At 70.7% G+C, this 18,344-nt stretch carries 18 protein-coding genes; 12 read left to right on the top strand and 6 right to left on the bottom strand.

The window, feature by feature from the left end; all coding sequences use genetic code 11:
• The first annotated feature begins 35 nt into the window (after positions 1–35).
• The 5 genes from hutU to VIM26_RS17485 all read left to right on the top strand — a co-directional run bounded on the left by hutU (position 36) and on the right by VIM26_RS17485 (position 6,166).
• Positions 36–1,694, top strand: a complete 1,659-nt coding sequence (gene hutU, locus VIM26_RS17505; protein WP_331953507.1) for a urocanate hydratase — start codon at positions 36–38, stop codon at positions 1,692–1,694.
• The gene (locus tag VIM26_RS17500; protein ID WP_331953505.1) at positions 1,691–2,944 is read left to right on the top strand and encodes an allantoate amidohydrolase; all 1,254 of its coding nucleotides are present in this window, start codon (positions 1,691–1,693) and stop codon (positions 2,942–2,944) included. The genes hutU and VIM26_RS17500 overlap by 4 nt, the downstream gene beginning before the upstream one ends.
• A complete protein-coding gene (locus VIM26_RS17495) occupies positions 2,941–4,266 on the top strand; it encodes a formimidoylglutamate deiminase (protein WP_331953503.1) in 1,326 nt (441 codons plus the stop codon). Before VIM26_RS17500 ends, VIM26_RS17495 begins: the two co-directional genes overlap by 4 nt.
• Complete coding sequence (gene hutI / locus VIM26_RS17490; protein WP_331953501.1) at positions 4,263–5,429, top strand: imidazolonepropionase; 1,167 nt, start codon at positions 4,263–4,265, stop codon at positions 5,427–5,429. Before VIM26_RS17495 ends, hutI begins: the two co-directional genes overlap by 4 nt.
• 197 nt (positions 5,430–5,626) lie before the next feature.
• A complete protein-coding gene (locus VIM26_RS17485) occupies positions 5,627–6,166 on the top strand; it encodes a GNAT family protein (RefSeq protein ID WP_331953499.1) in 540 nt (179 codons plus the stop codon).
• On the opposite strand, the gene VIM26_RS17480 is transcribed toward VIM26_RS17485, so the two are convergent.
• The 3 genes from VIM26_RS17480 to VIM26_RS17470 form a co-directional block, all read right to left on the bottom strand.
• On the bottom strand, positions 6,167–6,967 hold the full coding sequence (locus VIM26_RS17480; protein ID WP_331953497.1) for an alpha/beta hydrolase: 801 nt from the start codon (positions 6,965–6,967) through the stop codon (positions 6,167–6,169).
• Between the two features lie 82 nt (positions 6,968–7,049).
• Positions 7,050–8,627: an alpha-N-arabinofuranosidase gene (locus VIM26_RS17475; RefSeq protein WP_331953495.1), complete on the bottom strand. Its 1,578-nt coding sequence runs from the start codon at positions 8,625–8,627 to the stop codon at positions 7,050–7,052.
• Between the two features lie 155 nt (positions 8,628–8,782).
• Positions 8,783–9,793, bottom strand: a complete 1,011-nt coding sequence (locus VIM26_RS17470) for a LacI family DNA-binding transcriptional regulator (RefSeq protein WP_331953493.1) — start codon at positions 9,791–9,793, stop codon at positions 8,783–8,785.
• Between the two features lie 242 nt (positions 9,794–10,035).
• Here VIM26_RS17470 and VIM26_RS17465 point away from each other — a divergent pair, with 242 nt between their 5' ends.
• From VIM26_RS17465 to VIM26_RS17450, 4 genes are all read left to right on the top strand, one after another.
• A complete protein-coding gene (locus VIM26_RS17465; protein ID WP_331953491.1) occupies positions 10,036–11,283 on the top strand; it encodes an ABC transporter substrate-binding protein in 1,248 nt (415 codons plus the stop codon).
• Positions 11,283–12,230 (top strand): sugar ABC transporter permease, encoded by a 948-nt coding sequence (locus tag VIM26_RS17460; protein WP_331953489.1) that lies wholly within the window; start codon positions 11,283–11,285, stop codon positions 12,228–12,230. Before VIM26_RS17465 ends, VIM26_RS17460 begins: the two co-directional genes overlap by 1 nt.
• Positions 12,227–13,045 carry a carbohydrate ABC transporter permease gene (locus VIM26_RS17455; RefSeq protein WP_331953487.1) on the top strand — a complete coding sequence of 273 codons (819 nt, stop codon included), beginning with the start codon at positions 12,227–12,229 and terminating at the stop codon, positions 13,043–13,045. The genes VIM26_RS17460 and VIM26_RS17455 overlap by 4 nt, the downstream gene beginning before the upstream one ends.
• A 70-nt stretch (positions 13,046–13,115) precedes the next feature.
• On the top strand, positions 13,116–13,397 hold the full coding sequence (locus VIM26_RS17450; RefSeq protein WP_331953485.1) for a hypothetical protein: 282 nt from the start codon (positions 13,116–13,118) through the stop codon (positions 13,395–13,397).
• On the opposite strand, the gene VIM26_RS17445 is transcribed toward VIM26_RS17450, so the two are convergent.
• Complete coding sequence (locus tag VIM26_RS17445) at positions 13,394–14,191, bottom strand: carbon-nitrogen hydrolase family protein (RefSeq protein WP_331953483.1); 798 nt, start codon at positions 14,189–14,191, stop codon at positions 13,394–13,396. The genes VIM26_RS17450 and VIM26_RS17445 overlap by 4 nt on opposite strands.
• Positions 14,192–14,224: 33 nt before the next feature.
• Between VIM26_RS17445 and VIM26_RS17440 the strand changes: the two genes are divergently transcribed.
• Positions 14,225–14,881, top strand: coding sequence for a GntR family transcriptional regulator (locus VIM26_RS17440; protein ID WP_331953481.1), 657 nt, complete (start codon positions 14,225–14,227; stop codon positions 14,879–14,881).
• A 28-nt stretch (positions 14,882–14,909) separates the two neighbouring features.
• Here the strand turns inward: VIM26_RS17440 and VIM26_RS17435 are convergent, their stop codons facing one another.
• Positions 14,910–16,304 (bottom strand): MFS transporter, encoded by a 1,395-nt coding sequence (locus tag VIM26_RS17435; RefSeq protein WP_331953479.1) that lies wholly within the window; start codon positions 16,302–16,304, stop codon positions 14,910–14,912.
• A gap of 159 nt (positions 16,305–16,463) precedes the next feature.
• Between VIM26_RS17435 and VIM26_RS17430 the strand changes: the two genes are divergently transcribed.
• Positions 16,464–17,147 (top strand): DUF2848 domain-containing protein, encoded by a 684-nt coding sequence (locus VIM26_RS17430; protein WP_331953477.1) that lies wholly within the window; start codon positions 16,464–16,466, stop codon positions 17,145–17,147.
• Positions 17,148–17,204: 57 nt separating this feature from the next.
• Here VIM26_RS17430 and VIM26_RS17425 read toward each other — a convergent pair whose 3' ends face one another.
• A complete protein-coding gene (locus VIM26_RS17425) occupies positions 17,205–17,987 on the bottom strand; it encodes an IclR family transcriptional regulator (protein WP_331953475.1) in 783 nt (260 codons plus the stop codon).
• A 136-nt stretch (positions 17,988–18,123) separates the two neighbouring features.
• On the opposite strand from VIM26_RS17425, the gene VIM26_RS17420 reads away from it, so the two are divergent.
• On the top strand, positions 18,124–18,344 hold a 221-nt coding region (locus tag VIM26_RS17420; RefSeq protein WP_331953473.1), incomplete at its 3' end, for a 2-dehydro-3-deoxygalactonokinase.

The following is an 18,344-nucleotide window of genomic DNA, read 5'->3' as shown; positions in this document are numbered from 1 at the left end:
TTTCCACCACGATCGCCTCAACGACAGGGAGCACCATGTCCGGCCCACGCCAGATCCGCGCCGCACGGGGGACCACGCTGACAGCCAAGAGCTGGCAGACCGAGGGACCGCTGCGGATGCTGATGAACAACCTCGACCCCGAGGTCGCCGAGCATCCGCAAGACCTGGTCGTCTACGGCGGAACCGGCAAGGCCGCCCGCTCGTGGGAGGCGTACGACGCGATCGTGCGCACCCTTCAGACGCTCGACGACGACGAGACGCTGCTGGTCCAGTCGGGCAAGCCGGTCGGGGTGTTCCGCACCCACGAGTGGGCCCCGCGGGTCCTGATCGCCAACTCGAACCTCGTCGGCGACTGGGCGAACTGGCCCGAGTTCCGCCGCCTGGAGCAGCTCGGGCTGACGATGTACGGCCAGATGACGGCCGGCTCGTGGATCTATATCGGCACTCAGGGCATCCTGCAGGGCACGTATGAGACGTTCGGCGCGGTCGCGGCCAAGCGCTTCGGCGGGTCGCTCGCCGGGACCCTCACGCTCACCGGCGGCGCCGGCGGCATGGGCGGCGCGCAGCCGCTCGCGGTGACGCTCAACGAGGGGGTCGTCCTGATCGTGGACGTCGACGAGTCCCGGCTCGCGCGGCGCCTCGAGCACGGCTACCTGGACGAGCTCGCCGTCGACCTGGACGACGCCGTCGCGCGCGTGCTCACGGCGAAGTCCGAGCGCCGGCCGCTCTCGGTCGGCCTGGTCGGCAACGCCGCGACGGTGTTCCCCGAGCTGCTGGCCCGCGGGGTCCCGGTCGACATCGTCACCGACCAGACGAGCGCGCACGACCCGCTCGCCTACCTCCCCGAGGGCACCAGCGTCGAGGAGTGGAAGGACGCCGCGGCGGCGGACCCGGTCGGCTTCACCGAGCGCGCCCGTGCCTCGATGGCCAAGCAGGTCAAGGCCATGGTCGAGTTCCAGGACGCGGGCGCCGAGGTGTTCGACTACGGCAACTCCATCCGGGCCGAGGCCCAGCTGGGCGGCTATGAGCGGGCGTTCGACTTCCCCGGGTTCGTGCCCGCGTACATCCGGCCGCTGTTCGCCGAGGGCAAGGGCCCGTTCCGCTGGGTCGCGCTCTCGGGCGACCCGGCCGACATCGCCGCGACCGACAAGGCGATCCTCGAGCTCTTCCCGGACGACAAGCCGCTGCACCGCTGGATCACCGCGGCCGGGGAGAAGGTTCGCTTCGAGGGCCTGCCGGCGCGGATCTGCTGGCTCGGCTACCAGGAGCGACACCTGGCCGGGCTGAGGTTCAACGAGATGGTCGCCTCCGGCGAGGTCTCCGCGCCCATCGTGATCGGTCGCGACCACCTCGACTCGGGCTCGGTCGCGTCGCCGTACCGCGAGACCGAGTCGATGGCCGACGGCTCGGACGCCATCGCCGACTGGCCGCTGCTCAACGCGCTGCTGAACACCGCGAGCGGCGCGACCTGGGTCTCGATCCACCACGGCGGTGGCGTCGGCATCGGCCGGTCCATCCACGCCGGGCAGGTCATCGTCGCGGACGGCACCGAGCTCGCCGCGCAGAAGATCGCCCGGGTGCTCGTGAACGACCCCGGCACCGGGGTCATGCGGCACGTGGACGCCGGTTACGAGCGCGCCGCCGAGGTGGCGCGCGAGCGCGGCCTGCGCGTGCCGATGTGGGAGGGCGAGTGAGCTCCACCTCGACGACGGCGACAGCGTCTGCGCTGCTCGCCGAGATCGCCGACGTCGGGCGGGACGCGGTGCGCGGCGGGTACACCAGGCGCGTCTTCGACCCGGCCGAGCTCGAGCTGCGGGCCTGGTTCACCGACCACGCCGTCGCGCTCGGGCTGGACGTCCGGCTCGACGGTAATGGGAACCTGTGGGCCTGGTGGGGCGCGCCGGGGCCGGACGCCGTGGTCACCGGCAGCCATCTCGACTCGGTGCCCGGCGGCGGCGCGTTCGACGGGCCGCTCGGCGTGGTGAGCGCGCTGGCCGCGGTCGCCCGGCTGCGCAGCGCCGGCTTCACGCCGTCGCGCCCGTTCGCGGTCGCGGTGTTCGCGGAGGAGGAGGGCTCCCGGTTCGGCGTGGCGTGCCTCGGCTCGCGCCTGCTGAGCGGGGCGATCGACGCCGACCGCGCCCTCGCCCTGGCCGACGCCGACGGGGTCACGTTCGCCGCGGCGCTCACCGCGGCGGGCCTGGACCCCACGCGCGCCGGCCTCGACGAGGCAGCGCTCGCGCGCATCGGGGTGTTCGTCGAGCTGCACGTCGAGCAGGGCCGTGACCTGGTCGATCGCGGGGTCGCCATCGCGGTCGCGACGGGCATCCTGGCGCACGGCCGCTGGCGGCTGCGCTTCACGGGCTCGGGGAACCACGCCGGCACGACGCCGATGACGGACCGCCACGACCCCGTGGTGGCCGCCGCGGCGGCCATCCTCGCGACCCGGCACCGCGGCACGGCGGCACTGAGCCGGACCATGCAGGGCGAGGCGTCCGCGGCAGCGGCCCCCCGCGCGACCGTCGGGCGCATCGAGGTGATTCCCGGCGGGACCAACGTCATCGCGTCGCTCGCCGAGCTCTGGCTCGACGTCCGGGCCGACGGCGAGGCGGCCGTGCGTGAGCTCGTCGCCGCCATCGGCGACGACGCGAGGGCCGCCGCGAAGCTCGAGGGCTGCGCCTTCGAGCTGCACGAGGAGTCGTTCGCGCCGCAGGTGACCTTCGACCCCGCAGTGCGGGACCGGATCGCGGGCGTGCTGGGCGGTCCCCCGCTGATCCCGACGGCGGCCGGTCACGACGCGGGGATCCTCGCCGGACGGGTCCCGACGGCCATGCTCTTCGTGCGGAACCCGTCCGGCGTCTCGCACGCACCGGACGAGTTCGCCGGCGAGGAGGACTGCGAGCTCGGCGTCGATGCGCTGGTGGCCGTCCTGGAGGATCTGCTGTGAGCGCGATCTGGTGCAAACGGGCGCTCGTGGGCGGGCAGTTCGAGTCGGCGGTCCGGGTGCAGCTCGACGCCGACGGCCGGATCAGCGCCGTCGTCGTCGGCGCCGAGCGCGAGGCGTTAGACCTCGCGCTCGGCGTCGTCGTTCCCGGCTTCGCGAACGCCCACTCACACCTGTTCCACCGCGCGCTGCGCGGGCGCACGCACGCCGGCGGCGGCGACTTCTGGGGCTGGCGCGAGGCCATGTACGCCGTCGCGGCCGGGCTCGACCCCGAGCGCTACCGGCGCCTCGCCGTCGCGGTGTTCGCGGAGATGCTCGCGTGCGGGTACACCGCCGTCGGGGAGTTCCACTACGTGCACCACCGCACCGACGGCACTCCCTACCCCGGCCACGCCATGGAGCTCGCGCTCGCGGACGCCGCCGACGAGACGGGCATCCGGCTCACCATCCTGGACACCTGCTACCTGACCGGCGGGATCTCAGCCGTGCTCGCGCCCGAGCAGCTGCGGTTCGGTGACGGCAGCGCGGCTGCGTGGCTCGAGCGCTGGCACGCGCTGCGGGCCACGCTCGCGGCCCGGCCGGGCCGCCTCGTCACCCTCGGCGCGGCCATCCACTCCGTGCGCGCGGTGCCCGACGACGCGATCGCGGCCATCCTCGCCGGCCTGCCCGCCGACGCTCCCCTGCACCTGCACCTCTCCGAGCAGCCGGCCGAGAACCGGGACTGCCTCGCGGCCTACGGCGTGACGCCGACCGGGCTGCTCAGCGGGCTCGGTGCCCTGTCCGAACGCCTCACCGCGGTCCACGCGACCCACCTGAGCGCCGACGACGTCGCCCTGCTCGGCGCCGAGCGCACCTCGATCGCGTTGTGCCCGACCACCGAGGCCGACCTGGGTGACGGGATCGGTCCCGGCCGGGCGCTGCACGACGCCGGTGCGAGGCTCTGCGTCGGCTCCGACCAGAACGCCGTCGTCGACCCGCTGCTCGAGCTGCGCGGGCTCGAGGCCGGCGAGCGGCTCGCGTCGGGGACACGCGGGGTGTTCACCCCGGGCGAGCTGTGGGCCGCGGGCGGTGCGAACGGGTACCGATCCCTCGGCCTGGGCCCCGTGCGCGGGGTCGCGGGACTGGCCGCGGGCGACTGGGGCGACCTGGTCGAGCTGGATCCGGCCTCGATGCGCACGACCGGCTCGCGACTCATCCAGCTTCCGCTCACGGCGACCGCCGCCGACGTGCTCAGCACCGTGGTCGGCGGCCACCTCATCCAGAACCCCGATCCCGCGGCGCTGCTCACCGGCGCGCTGCACGAACTCGAGACGGAGCCCGTATGACGAGCCTGCTGGTCACCGACATCGGGCAGCTGGTCACCAACGACCCGGCGCTGGGTCACGGCATCCTCGGGGTGATCGAGAACGCCGCCGTCGTCCTGGACGACGGCGTCGTCGCCTGGGTCGGGCCGGCGGCCCGCGCACCGCAGACCGACACCGCGTCGAGCGCCGGGGGCGCGTGCGTCATCCCCGGCTTCGTCGACAGCCACAGCCACCTCGTGTTCGGCGGGGACCGCGCCGCGGAGTTCGAGGCGCGCATGTCGGGGGCCTCCTACGAGGCCGGCGGCATCCGCAGCACCGTGCGAGCCACCCGCGAGGCGAGCGACGACGAGCTGCGAGCCCGGCTCGCTGGTTTCGTCGCGGAGCTCGGGTCCCAGGGCACCACGACCGTGGAGATCAAGAGCGGCTACGGGCTCACCGTCGCCGATGAGCGTCGGCTGCTCACCCTCGCCCGCGAGGTGACCGACGAGGTCACGTTCCTCGGCGCGCACGTCGTCCCGGCGGAGTACGCCGGCGACCCGGGCGGCTACGTCGATCTCGTGGTCGGCCCGATGCTCGACGCGTGCGCGCCGACTGCGCGCTGGATCGACGTGTTCTGCGAGCGGGGCGCGTTCGACGTCGAGCAGAGCCGCCGCATCCTCACCGCCGGGGCGGCCCGCGGCCTCGGGCTGCGCGTGCACGCGGGCCAGCTCGGCCCCGGACCGGGCGTGCAGCTCGCGGTCGAGCTGGGTGCGGCGAGCGTCGACCACTGCACGTACCTCACCGACGACGACGTCGCCGCGCTCGCCGGCTCGTCGACCGTCGCGACACTGCTGCCGGGCGTCGAGTTCTCCACCCGCCAGCCGTACCCGGACGCCCGCCGCCTGCTCGACGCCGGCTCGAGCGTCGCCCTCGCGAGCGACTGCAACCCGGGCTCGTCGTTCACCTCCTCGATGCCGTTCTGCATCGCGGTCGCGGTCCGCGACATGCGGATGACCCCGGCCCAGGCGCTCTGGGCGGCGACCGCGGGCGGTGCGGCGGCCCTGCGCCGCGACGACGTCGGCCGGATCGGGGTCGGTGCGCGCGCCGACCTGGTGCAGCTGACGGCGCCGTCGTACGTGCACCTGGCCTACCGCCCGGGAGTCCCGCTGATCGCGCAGGTCTGGAAGGACGGGGTGCGAGTCTGACGTGGGCGACCCGCGCCAGGCACGTCCACGCAGACTGCGCACATCGGCGCCCACTGCGCACATCGGATGTGCGCAGGCAACACGGATGTGCGCAGTCTGCGGCGATCCGGGCTTGGACCCCTGCCGCGGCGCGCCCGGCGTCGTCGATTTCGGCGTTCGTGGGATGTGCCGGTCGTTCGGTCGGGTGTACTTGAGGCGTGACAGTGGAGCTCGTGGTGCCGGAGCTCGACGCGGGCCGGTTCCGGCTCCGGCCCTTCTCGGCAACTGACGTCGACGTGGTTCGCCAGGCGGCGCTCGACCCGCAGATCCCGCTCATCACCACGGTCCCGGCCATCTTCACCGAAGACGCCGGCCTGCGGTTCATCGAGCGCCAGCGGGACCGGGCGAGCAGCGGCGCCGGGTACTCGTTCGCGATCGCCGAGAGCGCCACGGACCGCGCCGTCGGGCAGGTGGGACTGTGGCTGCGCGACCTCGACCAGGGGCGCGCGTCCCTCGGCTACTGGGTGGTCGGGCCCGCCCGCGGGCGCGGCGCGGCGGCGTCGGCCGTGACCGCGGTGGCGCATTGGGCGCTCACGGAGCTGCGGATCCCGCGGCTCGAGCTGTACGTCGAGCCCTGGAACGAGGCCTCGGCGCGCACCGCGGAGCGGGCCGGGTTTCAGCGCGAGGGGCTGCTGCGCGGCTGGCAGGAGGTCGGCGGTGAGCGCCGCGACATGTGGATGTACTCAATGCTGCTCTGATCACAGGCCGTGCGCCGTCAGCCAGGTCAGGGTGGCGTCGGCGACATCGCGCCAGCCGCTGTCGATGACCAGGGAGTGCCCGCGGCCCGCGAACTGCGCAAGCTCGGTGACCGCCGCGGAGCCACGGTACTGCTTGAGCGTCGATCGGGTGGTGGCGTCCGGCGCGAGGTGGTCCTCGACCCCCGAGATCAGCAGCAGCGGTCCTCGGGTCTCGTTCTCGGTGTTGACCTGCGCCTGCGAGTGCGGGACCAGGTTGGCCGCCGCGGCCTGGAACAGCGGCAGCGCCGGCGACGGGATCGTCCACTGCTCGAAGAGCGCGTTCGACTCGTCCTGCGAGACGGCATTGCCGAACCCGTACCGGAACTCCTTGGCGGTCAGGGAGACGGCCTTGTGCTTGTTGGCGGGGTTACCCAGCGCGGGTAGCGCCGCCCTCAGCTGGGCGAGCGGGAGGATCAGCACCCCCCTGATCTGCGCCGGGTCGATGGCGACCCCGGCCACGCCGATCCCCTGGCCGAGCAGCTTCTCGGTGATCAGCCCGCCGAACGAGTGCCCGATGACGATCGGGCTCGCGTCGAGCGAGTGGATGATCTTCGCGAAGTGCGCCGTCACGTCGTCGATGCCGGCGTTGGCCACGAGCTCCGGCTCGTCGCGCGCCTCGGTGACCGTGGGCGGCTCCCCTGGCCAGCCCGGGGCGATCGGCTCGTAGCCGGCCTCGCGGAACAGGTCGAGCCAGGGACTCCAGCTCGTGGCGTGCAGCCACAGGCCGTGGATGAACACGACCGGCGTGCGCGTGGTGGTCATGGACGGTCCTTCCTCCGTCGGAAACTCACCGTCAAGTCTTTCGCGCTCGACACCCCACGTCGAGGGGCGAAACGTCGCGGGGTCAGTTGAGGAGGAGCTGGACCGTGACGAAGGAGTGCGGGGGGATCGTGAGTACCAGGGTGTCGCCGTCGCGGCGGACGCCGTCGAACGGCTCGGGAGCGACGGCGGTCAAATTGTCGACCGTGTTGTGCGACTGGACCGTGGACGCGGTGAGGATGCGGGCCGTACCGAGGCGCCACGCGGTCCCCCGCAGATCCAGGCGGACCTCCGCGGCCGAGCCCGCATCGACGTTGGTCAGGGAGACCAGACCGCTGTCGTCCTTGACGCTCGCGGAGACCGACACCCGCGCGATCTCGCCGTCCCCCACGGTGCGGGTTGCCGCGGCCTGGGTGACGTGCACGGGGAGATTCGTGGCGCCCTGGTGCGCCTTGTTCATCTCGAACACGTGGTACGTCGGGGTCAGGATCAGGTGGTTGCCGTCGGTGAGCAGCATCGCCTGGAGGACATTGACTGTCTGGGCGATGTTCGCCATGACCAGCCGTCGCGCGTGCTTGTGGAAGATGTCGAAGTGCAGGCTCGCCACGAGCGCGTCCTGGAGGGTGTTCTGCTGAAACAGGAAGCTCGGGTTCGTGCCTTCCGCGGCCTTCCACCAGGTGCCCCACTCGTCGCACACGAGGCCGATTCGCGCATCCGGGTCGTAGCAGTCCATGACGCGCGAATGCCCAGCGATGATCTCGTCCATCTTCCATGCGCTGGCCATCGTCCGGTAATACTCGTCGACGCCGAACTCGGTCGCGCTCGTCTTGTTGTCCCAGTCCGGCCCGGTCGTGTAGTGGTGGAACGAGATGCCCTGGTAGATGTTCTGCGGGCCGCTAGGGCAACCGAGACAGCTGATGGACTTCATCAGGGTCTCGGTCCACGCGTAGTTGTCATCGGACGCGCCCGCCGCGATCCGGTAGAGCGTGTTGTCACCGTGGTCGCGGCAATAGGTCGCGTACTGCCGGGCGAGGTCCGCGTAGTGCTCGGCGCGCATGTTCCCGCCACATCCCCACGCCTCGTTCCCGAGGCCCCAGAACTTGACCTTCCACGGCTCCTCGCGCCCGTTCTCGCGCCGCAGCTTGGACATCGGCGAATCACCGGCGCGGGTGAGGTACTCGACCCATTCGCTCATTTCCTGGACCGTTCCGCTGCCCACGTTCCCGGCGATGTACGGCTCGGTCTCGAGCAGCTCGCACAGGTCCATGAACTCGTGCGTCCCGAAGTGGTTGTTCTCGATCACGTTGCCCCAGTTGGTGTTCACCATCGAGGGCCGTGACTCCTTCGGGCCGATGCCGTCGCGCCAGTGGTACTCGTCCGCGAAGCACCCGCCGGGCCAGCGCAGGTTCGGGATGTCGAGCGCGCGCAAGGCCTCGACGATGTCGGTCCGGATCCCCCGGACGTTGGGCACGGGCGAGTCCTCCCCGACGTAGAACCCGTCGTAGATGCACCGGCCGAGGTGCTCGGCGAAGTGCCCGTACAGGTCCCGACTGATCCGCGGGCCCGGGACGTCGAGGTTGACCACCGCCGTCGTCGTCGCCGCCCTGGTGACGGCGGACGTGGCCGTGGCGCTGGTGGTCGGGGTGACGGATCCGTTCGACATGTGCGTGTCCCTTGGTTCGACGGCGACGTTGACGCTTCCAGACAGGATGCTATATTAACGATACAAACTGTGCAGCAACGATGCTCACCTGCGCGACGTGAGCCAACGAGAAGGGCCACGCCGTGAGCTCGACCCCCCGTGCATCCGCTCCTCGATCAGTCCCCGGTCGAACCGCGGGGAACGACGGAGAACGGACCGATGACGTTCTCGTGCTCGTCGGTCACGCCCTGGATCCGGTGCATGAGCAGCCTGGCGACCGCATCCACCATCTCGACGTGGCCCGGGTTCACCGAGGACAGCGTGGGCACCGTGAACCGGGCCTCCCGCACGTCGTCGAACCCGATGACCTTGACGTCCTGCGGGCAGCGCAGCCCGACGTCGGCCAGGCCCCGCAGCGCGCCGATCGCCGCGGAGTCGGTCAGGCCGAACACGCCGTCGAACTCCAGCCCGCTCTCCACGAGGAGATGGATCGCCTGGGCGCCGCCCTCCATGGTGAAGTCGCACGCCGCCATGAGGTCCTCACACCAGGGCACCCCGGCCTCCTCGAGCGCCTGGCGGTATCCCTCGGTCCGCAGCGTCGGCATGGACACGTCCGTGTCGTCGACGTTGCCGCCGAGCACCACGATCCGCCGGCACCCGCGAGCCAGCAGGTGCTCGGTCGCGGCGCGCGCGCCCTCGACGTTCGCCATGCCGACGTGGTCGACGTGGCGGTCGGAGATCCGCTCGCCGATCACCACGATCGGGAAACCCAGGCCCAGCAGGTCGACGTCGCTCTGCCCCAGCCCGACGGCGCTGAGCACGAGACCGTCGTACATCCGCAGCTTCGAGAAGTAGAACGCGTCGAGCTCGCCCTCCCGGCTCGCGCCGGTCTGCTCGACGACGAGCCGCATGCCCTCGGCCGCGAACCGCTCGGTCAGCATGGCGGCGAGCTGGCCGAAGTACGGCCGGTCGATCTGCGGGACGGCGAGCCCGATGAGCCCGGTGCGACCGGCACGCAATGCCTGCGCGGCCACGTTCATCCGGTAGCCCAGCGCGTCGATCGCGTCCAGGACGCGTCGGCGCGTCTCCTCGCGGACGTGCGGGCGACCGTTGACGACGTTCGAGACCGTCATCGCCGAGACGCCCGCGGCATTCGCGACGTCGATCATGGTCACCACAGCGTGCACACGTCCATTCGAGCGGATCACTTTTCGCGGATTCCAGCCGATCTAGCGGACGTCACTGTCTCACGGCCGATGCCTGGCGGCACTCCCGCGACCTCCCGGGGTCGCCCGCTGCCCGCCCACTGAGGTCCGCTCCCCCGCCGTTCCGGACCGCTCCGCGAAGTTCCACCTCGCTCGGCTCGTTCCACCTCCGTTCCACCGCTCCACCCAAACCCCGTACGACCTGATGACAAGGGAGTTATCTGATGAGAATTCGCCGGACGGTCGCAGCCCTGGCCGTTGTCTGTTCCGCCGTCGCGCTCACCGCGTGCAGCGGATCGCCGTCCCAGCCGGGGGCCGGCAAGGACACCACGCTCAGCTTCTTCTCCTGGGACAACGAGAAGACCATGAAGCCGATCATCGCCGGCTTCGAGAAGGACAACCCGAACATCAAGGTCAAGTTCTCCAACGCGCCGCCGGTCGCGGAATACATCTCGACCCTCCAGACGCGCGTGCTGTCCGGCACGGCCGCGGACGTCTTCTCCATCGCCGCGGAGAACAAGACGAACCTCATCGGCGGCAAGCTCGTCGTCGACCTCACCAATGAGACGTTCATGTCCGGCATCACGGACTTCAACAAGGCGGCGTACTCCGCCGACGACCACGTCTACGGCATGTCCACCTCCACCTGGGGCGCGGGCGTCCTGTACAACAAGGACCTGCTCGCCAAGGTCGGGGTCAAGGCACCACCGAAGACCTGGGACGAGTTCCTCGCCCTGTGCAAGACCCTCAAGGCCGCGAAGATCACGCCGTACCTCGAGTCCGTGCAGGGCATGTCCACCCCGCTCTCCGCTTTCCTCGGCGCCGAGAACGCGGCCGGCGGCGGCAAGATGGACACCGGGATCTTCGACGGCTCGAGCTCGTTCGCCGACACCTGGGTCGAGCCGCTGACGCAGTGGAGCAAGCTCTGGAAGGACGGCCTGGTCACCAAGGACGTCGTCGGCCTGACCGGCGACCAGGTGCGCGACGAGTTCGCCAACGGGCGGGTCGCGATGATCGTGGCCGGTCCGTGGGACGTGCAGCCGGTACGCGACGCGAACCCCAAGCTCAACTTCGAGATGGTGCCCGTCCCGGCGCTGGCCGACGGCGCGCCGTACCTCGCGGGCGCGGCGTCGCCAGGCTGGGCGATCAACGCCAAGACCAAGAACCTCACGGCCGCCAAGTCGTTCCTCACCTACCTCGCGAGCGCCAAGGTGGTCGAGGAGTACCACGACGCGACGAGCGCGATCACGACGACCGCGGAATTCACCCCGAAGATCGACCCGGCGCTCGAGCCGATCGCGAAGGCCGTCCGCGCCGGCGACGTGTACCTCCCGCAGATCGCGTGGAAGCGGCACGAGGACGTGCTGAACGTCGAGGCCGTCGCCCAGCTCCAGCTGCTCGTGCAGGGCAAGGCGACGCCGACCCAGGTCGCCGAGGACCTCGACCGCAAGCTCAAGGAGACCGACGGCTGATGGTGAGCGCAACGCTGCTGCGGACGCGGCCGTCCACGATCAGTACGGCCCGCCGCCGGGTGTCGACCCGGTGGCGGGCGGTGGCCGCCAACCAGATGTTCCTCGCCCCGATCGCCGTCGTCTTCGTCGTGATGTTCATCGTCCCGCTGGCGAAGACCGTCCAGTACAGCTTCACCGACTTCACCGGGTACTCCCTCGACATGCACTTCGTCGGGTTCGACAACTACGTGCGGATCCTCACGGACGCCTCGATGCTCGCCGGCCTGCTCTTCACGCTTGCGTACACCGTGGGCACGACCGTCGTCATCACGGCGCTGGCGATCCCGCTCGCGGTGATCCTCAACCGCAAGTTCTTCGGGCGGAACTTCGTCCGCTCGCTGTTCTTCTTCCCGGCGATCCCCAGCATCGCGATCCTCGGCCTGGTCTGGCGGTACATCCTGCTGCCGCTGGGCACCGGCGTGCTCAACACGGTCCTGCACGCGCTGTTCTCGATCGGCCCGTTCCCGTGGCTCTCGGACGGCACGCTCGCGCAGGTCTCGGTGATCGCCGTCGGCGTCTGGTCGGCGACCGGGTGGCACGCGATCCTCTACCTCGCGTACCTGCAGTCGATCCCGTCGGACTACTACGAGGCCGCCACGATCGACGGCGCGTCCCGCCGGCAGCAGTTCTTCCACATCACCCTCCCGCTGCTGACCCCCGCGATCGTCGTCAGCCAGTTCCTGCTGATGACCGGCGGGCTGAAGGTGTACGACCTGCCGTTCACCCTGACCGGGGGCGGGCCCGGTTTCGCGACCTACACCCTGACCCAGTCGATCATCGTCGGCGGGATCGCCCAGGGGCGGTACGGGCAGGCGTCGGCCCTCGCCGTGCTGTTCACGCTCGCCGTCGGGCTGCTGGTGTTCGGCCAGCTCGCGCTGTCCCGCCGACTCGAACGGAGAATCTCTTGAGAAAGCGCAGATCGGCGCTCACCAGCGTCGTGATGATCCCCGTCGCGTGCCTCGTGGGGCTCCCGCTCTACTACATCCTCGTCAACACGTTCAAGACGCAGCAGGAGATGACGACCTCACCGCTCTCGCTGCCGCACACGCTGTTCGTGGACAACTACACCAACGTCTTCCACACCGTTCCGTTGCTGCAGAGCTTCTCGAACACGCTGTTCGTGACCGCCGCATCGATCCTCGTGATGCTGTTCATCGGCTCGACGGCGGCGTTCGGGATGATCATGCGGGCCACGAAGTTCAACACGTGGTTCGGCGTCGCGCTCATGCTCGGCTTCATCATCCCCGGGCAGTCGACGCTCATCCCGCTCTACCGGATGCTCGTGCAGCTGAACCTGATCGACACCCTGTCGGGCCTGGTGGTGCTGTACAGCGCCGGATCGATCTTCTGCTACTTCCTGATCCTCGGGTACATGCGCACGCTCCCGTTCGAGATCATCGAGGCGGCGCGGATCGACGGGGCGAGCGTCGGGCAGATCTACTGGCGCATCGTGCTCCCGCTGATCCGGCCCATCCTGGTGACGGTCGGGGTCTTCCAGACGATGTGGATCTGGAACGACTTCATCACGCCGAACGTGTTCCTCAGCTCGCCCGAGAAGCGGACGCTGGTCCTGCAGGTCTATACCGCCGTCGGCGAGTTCACGACGGACTGGCCGGCGTTCATGACGCTCAGCGTCATCGTGCTCATCCCGATGGTGATCTTCTTCATCTTCGCCCAGCGCCACATCGTCAGCGGCCTGCTCGCGGGCGGCGTGAAGGGATGACGGCGCGCGAACCGCGCGCCCCTGGGCGGCGGACTCCCCCGACCTGCTCACCTGGACTCCGTGCCGCCCGGTGATCACCGGTCAGCCGCACGAGGGCCCGAACGTCTTCGAGCTCGGTGGCTGGTTCTGGATGATCGTCGACGAATGGCACGGCCAGCGGGTCTACCACTCGGATGACCTCGACACCTGGGAGCGTGCCGGGCTGCTGCTCGACTCCCCCGGCACGCGCGGTTTCGACGCGACCTTCGGCCACCCTCGGCCGCGGACCGCGCCCTCGAAGCGAGCTGACGTGCGACCGGAACGACCTGTTCGACCTCGACCTCCGCCGCTCCTGATCGCCCGCGCGGGCTAAAGGTCGAGGCGGCGGTTCGCGAGGACGGGCAGCTTCTGGCGGGCGGCGTCGAGCTCGCCGGGGTCGACGTCGACCACGAGCAGCCCCTCCTGCGCGCCGAGCTGGTGCAGGATCTCCCCGAACGGGGAGACGACCGCGCTGCGGCCGATCCCGGTCGGCGCGGCGCCGGTAGAGGCGCGCCCCTGGGAGGCAGGGTCGCCCTGGCCGACGGCGATCACGAACGTCGTGGTGTCCACCGCGCGAGCCCGCACGAGAAGGTCCCACTGCTCGGCCTTGCCGGGCCCCGCACCCCACGACGCGCACACGATGCTCAGGCGCGCGCCGGCTACGGCGTTGGAGAGAAAGAGCGCGGGAAACCGCAGGTCGTAGCAGGTCGCGAGCCCGATCGTCGTGCCACCCACGGCCACCGTCACGGCGCGGTCCCCCGCGTCCACCGTGTCGGACTCCGCGAACCCGAAGGCGTCGAACAGGTGCACCTTGTCGTAGTGGGCCACCGTGTCGGGGGCCGCGACGAGCAGCGTGTTGCGGACGCGGCCGGCCTCGCCCGGCGTGAACATGCCGACCACGATCGTCAGGTCCAGGCGCGCCGCGATCGCGCGCACGGCGGTCGCCCAGGGCCCGTCGATGGGCTCCGCGACGTCGGCGAGCGTGCCGCCGAACGCGCGCATCGTGGCCTCGGGGAACACGACCAGCTCGGCGCCCTGCGCGCGCGCGTCCGTCGCGAACCGCTCGACGATGGCAAGGTTGGCCTCGCCGTCGTCCGTGCTGATGATCTGGGCTAGCGCCAGGCGCATGACGACTCCTCGAACTTGGTGTATACGTATGGTATGCCGACATTCGCAGAGGGGCCCGTCTCGGGCCGGGACAAGGCCGTGGAGTACCTGACCGAGCGGGTGCTCGTCGATCCGGCGATGCAGGGCAAGTTCCTCAACGAGCAGGATCTCGCGCTGCGCATCGGGGTCTCACGGACCCCCGTGCGGGAGGCGCTGCTGCTGCTGGCGTCCGACGGCCTGGTGGAGATGATCCCCAAGCGCGGCGCCCAGATCCCGGTGATCACCGGGCGCCAGATCGCCGAGCTGATGGAGCTCCGCGCCGTGCTCGAACGCCACGCGGCGACGACGGCGATCGAGAACCACCGGGTTCCGCTCGCCGCGATGCGCGACGTGCTGGCCCACCAGGAGGCGATGGTCGCCACCGAGCCCGCGGAGAGCGGCCGGGAGTTCATCGAGTGGGACACCCGGTTCCACCAGCTGCTCGTGGACGCGGCCGAGAACTCGCTGATCTCGCGCAGCTACGCCAAGCTCCGGGCGAGACAGGGGCTGGTGGGCGTCGAGGCGTTGTTCCGCACGCACGACCGCCAGGGGCGCGTGTGCGCGGAGCATGCCGAGATCCTCGACGCGCTCGCCGCGGGCGACGCGCAGGCCTCCCGCGAGGCGATCGACCGACACCTCGAGGTCACCCTCGACGTCCTGCTCCGCAGCTGACAAGCCCCACCCACCGAGCCCCGGGTTGCTAGCCCGCGACCGGGGTCGTGGTGTCGGCGGACTGGAGGTCCGCGAGGTACTCCTCGTCCTCGGCGACGTTCGAGTCGCGCCCGATCGCCACGCCGACGAGGGTCAGTGCGACGGCCACCGACAGGTAGACGGCGATCGAGATCCAGCTCCCGGTCGTCTTGAACAGGAACGTGAACATCAGCGGGGCGATCGCGCCGCCGAACAGCCCGGCGATCGTGTACGCGAGCGAGCTGCCGGTGTACCGCAGCCGCGGCGTGAACTGCTCGATGATGTACGCGGCCTGCGGGCCGTACATGAACGAGTGGAACATCAGCCCGCCCACGATGCCCGCGATGAGCACACCGAGGGAGGTCCCGTCGGTGATCGCGAAGAACACGAACGCCCAGATCGCCGCCCCGACGGCCGCGACCGTGTAGAGCAGCCGACGGTTGATCCGGTCGGAGATCGCGCCCGCGAGCGGGATCGCGAAGAGCTGGAAGCCCGAGCCGACCAGCACGGCAAGCAGCACCTGCGCACGGCTGAAGCCCAGGGTGGTCGTGGCGTAGGTCAGGGTGAAGACCGTGAACAGTGCGTAAGTGACGTCCGGCCCGATCCGGCACAGGATCGCGGCCAGCAGCGGACGCCGCTGGGTCGCGAAGATCTCCCGGATCGGCGCCGTCGGACGGTCGCCGCGGGCGCGCAGGGCTTGGAACACCGGGGTGTCCTCGAGGCGCAGGCGGATCCACAGGCCGAACGCCACGAGCAGCGATGAGAGCAGGAACGCGACCCGCCAGCCCCAGTCGAGGAAGGCCTGCTCGCTCAGCACCGCGGTGAGGCCGGCGAGCGCGCCGTTGGCCAGCAGGTTCCCGGCGGGCGGGCCGATCTGGGCGGCCGAGGACCAGAATCCGCGCTTGTGCGGGCTGCCGAACTCGCTCGAGAGCAGCACCGCGCCGCCCCACTCACCGCCGACGCCGACGCCCTGGGCGAAGCGCAGCAGGACCAGCAGGATGGGCGCCGCGATCCCGATCGTCGCGTAGCCGGGCAGCAGCCCGATCAGGAACGTCGCGATGCCGATGAGCAGCAGCGTGACCACGAGCACCGGTTTGCGGCCGATCTTGTCACCGAGGCGGCCGAACACGAATCCGCCGAGCGGGCGCGAGATGTAGCCGACGGCGTACGTCGAGAACGCCAGGATCGTCGCGGTGTACGGGTCGGAGGACGGGAAGAAGATGCTCGGGAAGACGATGGCCGACGCCGCCGAGAAGACCGCGAAGTCGTACCACTCGAGCGATGTTCCGGTCAGGCTCGCGACGAACGCCTTCACCAGAGCGCTGCGCGTGATCGGTGACGTTGTCGAGGGTGCCGTCGTTGGTGCCGTCGTTGGCGCCGTACTGGGCGAAGTCTCCTGGACCATGTGGCTCCTAAGGGGGCGAGGGTATCTCCGGGCGATTCCTTGTACGTCGTGTATACAGTAGGCATACCGAGCGTCCGGGCGCCAGACCTGCCCAGAAGCTCGCCGAAGTTTTACCTGGCTGAAACACCCGACCGGGACTCGACCCACCAAGGAGACCCCATGACTGCCCTGACCTTCCAGCTCCCCGACGGCAGCACGGAAACCCTCGAGGTCCGCGACCTGCTCAACGCGGGTTACGCCGGCCGTGAGCAGGACGAGGTCCAGGCCCACATCGCCGAGCTCGCCGCGCTCGGCGTGCCGGGACCGACGACGACGCCCGCGCTGTACCCCGTCTCCCCCTACCTCGCGTCTCAGGCCGACGAAGTCTCGGTGCAGCACGAGCGCACGTCGGGCGAGGCCGAATGGGCGCTCGTCATCACGACGTCGGGCGTGCTGCTCACCGTCGCGTGCGACCACACGGACCGGGCGCTCGAGGTGCACGGCGTCGCGTGGAGCAAGAACGCGAGCCCGGACATCCTGGGCACGAACGCATGGCGCCTCGAGGACGTGCGGGACCACCTCGACGAGATCACCCTGCGCGGCTGGGTGGGCGATGGCGAGCACGAGGTCCTCATCCAGGATGCCACCCTCGGCGCGCTGCTGACGCCCGACTACTGGCTCGGCGTGCTCCGGGATCGGAGCCAGGACACTCCCGGCACGGTGCTCATCTCCGGCACCGTGGCGATGAGCGCGGGCGTCGACCAGTTCGCGTCGAACTGGCGGGTGGAGCTGGCCGACCCCGTGACCGGCGAGCGCATCGAGGCCGGCTACCGGGTCCGCCAAATGGCCGCGCCGATCGGCTGACCAGAGGATCCGGAAGGATGTGTGCGCGCGGCGCACCGATCCTTCCGGATCCTGGGTTCAGCCGGAGTAGCCGAGCTTCTTGGAGATCGACAGCGCCGTCTGGGCCATGACCGGCACCAGTGCGCGCATGCGGTCCATCGGCATGTACGGATTGGTCGCCGAGATGCTGATGGCCGCCACGATCGCGCCGCTCCCGTCGCGCACCGGGGCCGCCACGCAGCGGATCCCGGGCTCGTTCTCCTCGAGGTCCAGGCTCGCGCCCTGCTCCGCGTACCTGGGCATCCGGGCCAGGTAGGTCTCCCGGACCGCGGGCGCCGGGACGGCGCGGGCGTGGTCGGCGTCGAACACCGGCGCCCAGCGGTCGGGCGCGTCGAGCAGCAGCGCCTTGCCGATGCCGGTCCGGCTCAACGGCATGCGGTAGCCCACGCGCGAGCGCATCTCGGCGCCGCGCGAGCCCGAGATCTTGTCGACGTAGAGCACCTGCCCGCCGTCCTCGACGGCGAGGTGCACGGTGTCGTGACACTTCGCGACGAGCTCTTCGAGGATCGGCCGGGCCACCGTGGGCACCGGGCTCTGGTAGAGCGCATGGAACCCCAGCTCGATCAGCGCCGGGCCCAGGGAGTAGTCGGCGCCCTGGGAGCTGCGCAGATAGCCGCGCTGCACGAGCAGCTGGAGGAGCCGGTGGACCGTGCTCCGCCCGATCCCGGTCGCGGCGCAGACCGCCTTCAGGTCCCTCGCGCCGCCCCGCACGGCGCCGAGCACGTCCAGGCCCCTGGCCAGGGTCTGGGTGCCCGACGGCGGCACACCCCGATCGTGGGCGGTGGGTTCCGTTGCGCTCATCGGGCGAGGCTATCCCACGTCATCCCGATAGTGCGGACGATGTTTGCACTATCGGGACGGGTCGAGCACGGTGTTCCCACGAGGGCGAGGTCACGCCGGCGTGGCTCGCACGGATCCGACGGGGGAATCAGGTCGCATGACGAATCACGATCGACCGAGGCTGATAGCCCTCGACTGGGGCACCAGCTCGTGTCGGGCCTACCTGCTCGGCACCGGCGGCGTCGTGCTGGCCGAACGGCGCGAACCGGCCGGCGTCATGGCCGTCACGACGACGGCGGCCGAGTCGGGCACGCCGGTCGCGCTGGCGTTCGAGCGGACCTTCGACGGGCTCGCCGGCGGGTGGCTCGCGAGCCACCC

The organism is Pengzhenrongella sp., assembly GCF_036565025.1.
GTDB lineage: Bacteria > Actinomycetota > Actinomycetes > Actinomycetales > Cellulomonadaceae > Pengzhenrongella.
Note: the sequence above shows the minus strand (reverse complement) of the source record. Positions and strands in the feature narration are given on the sequence as shown.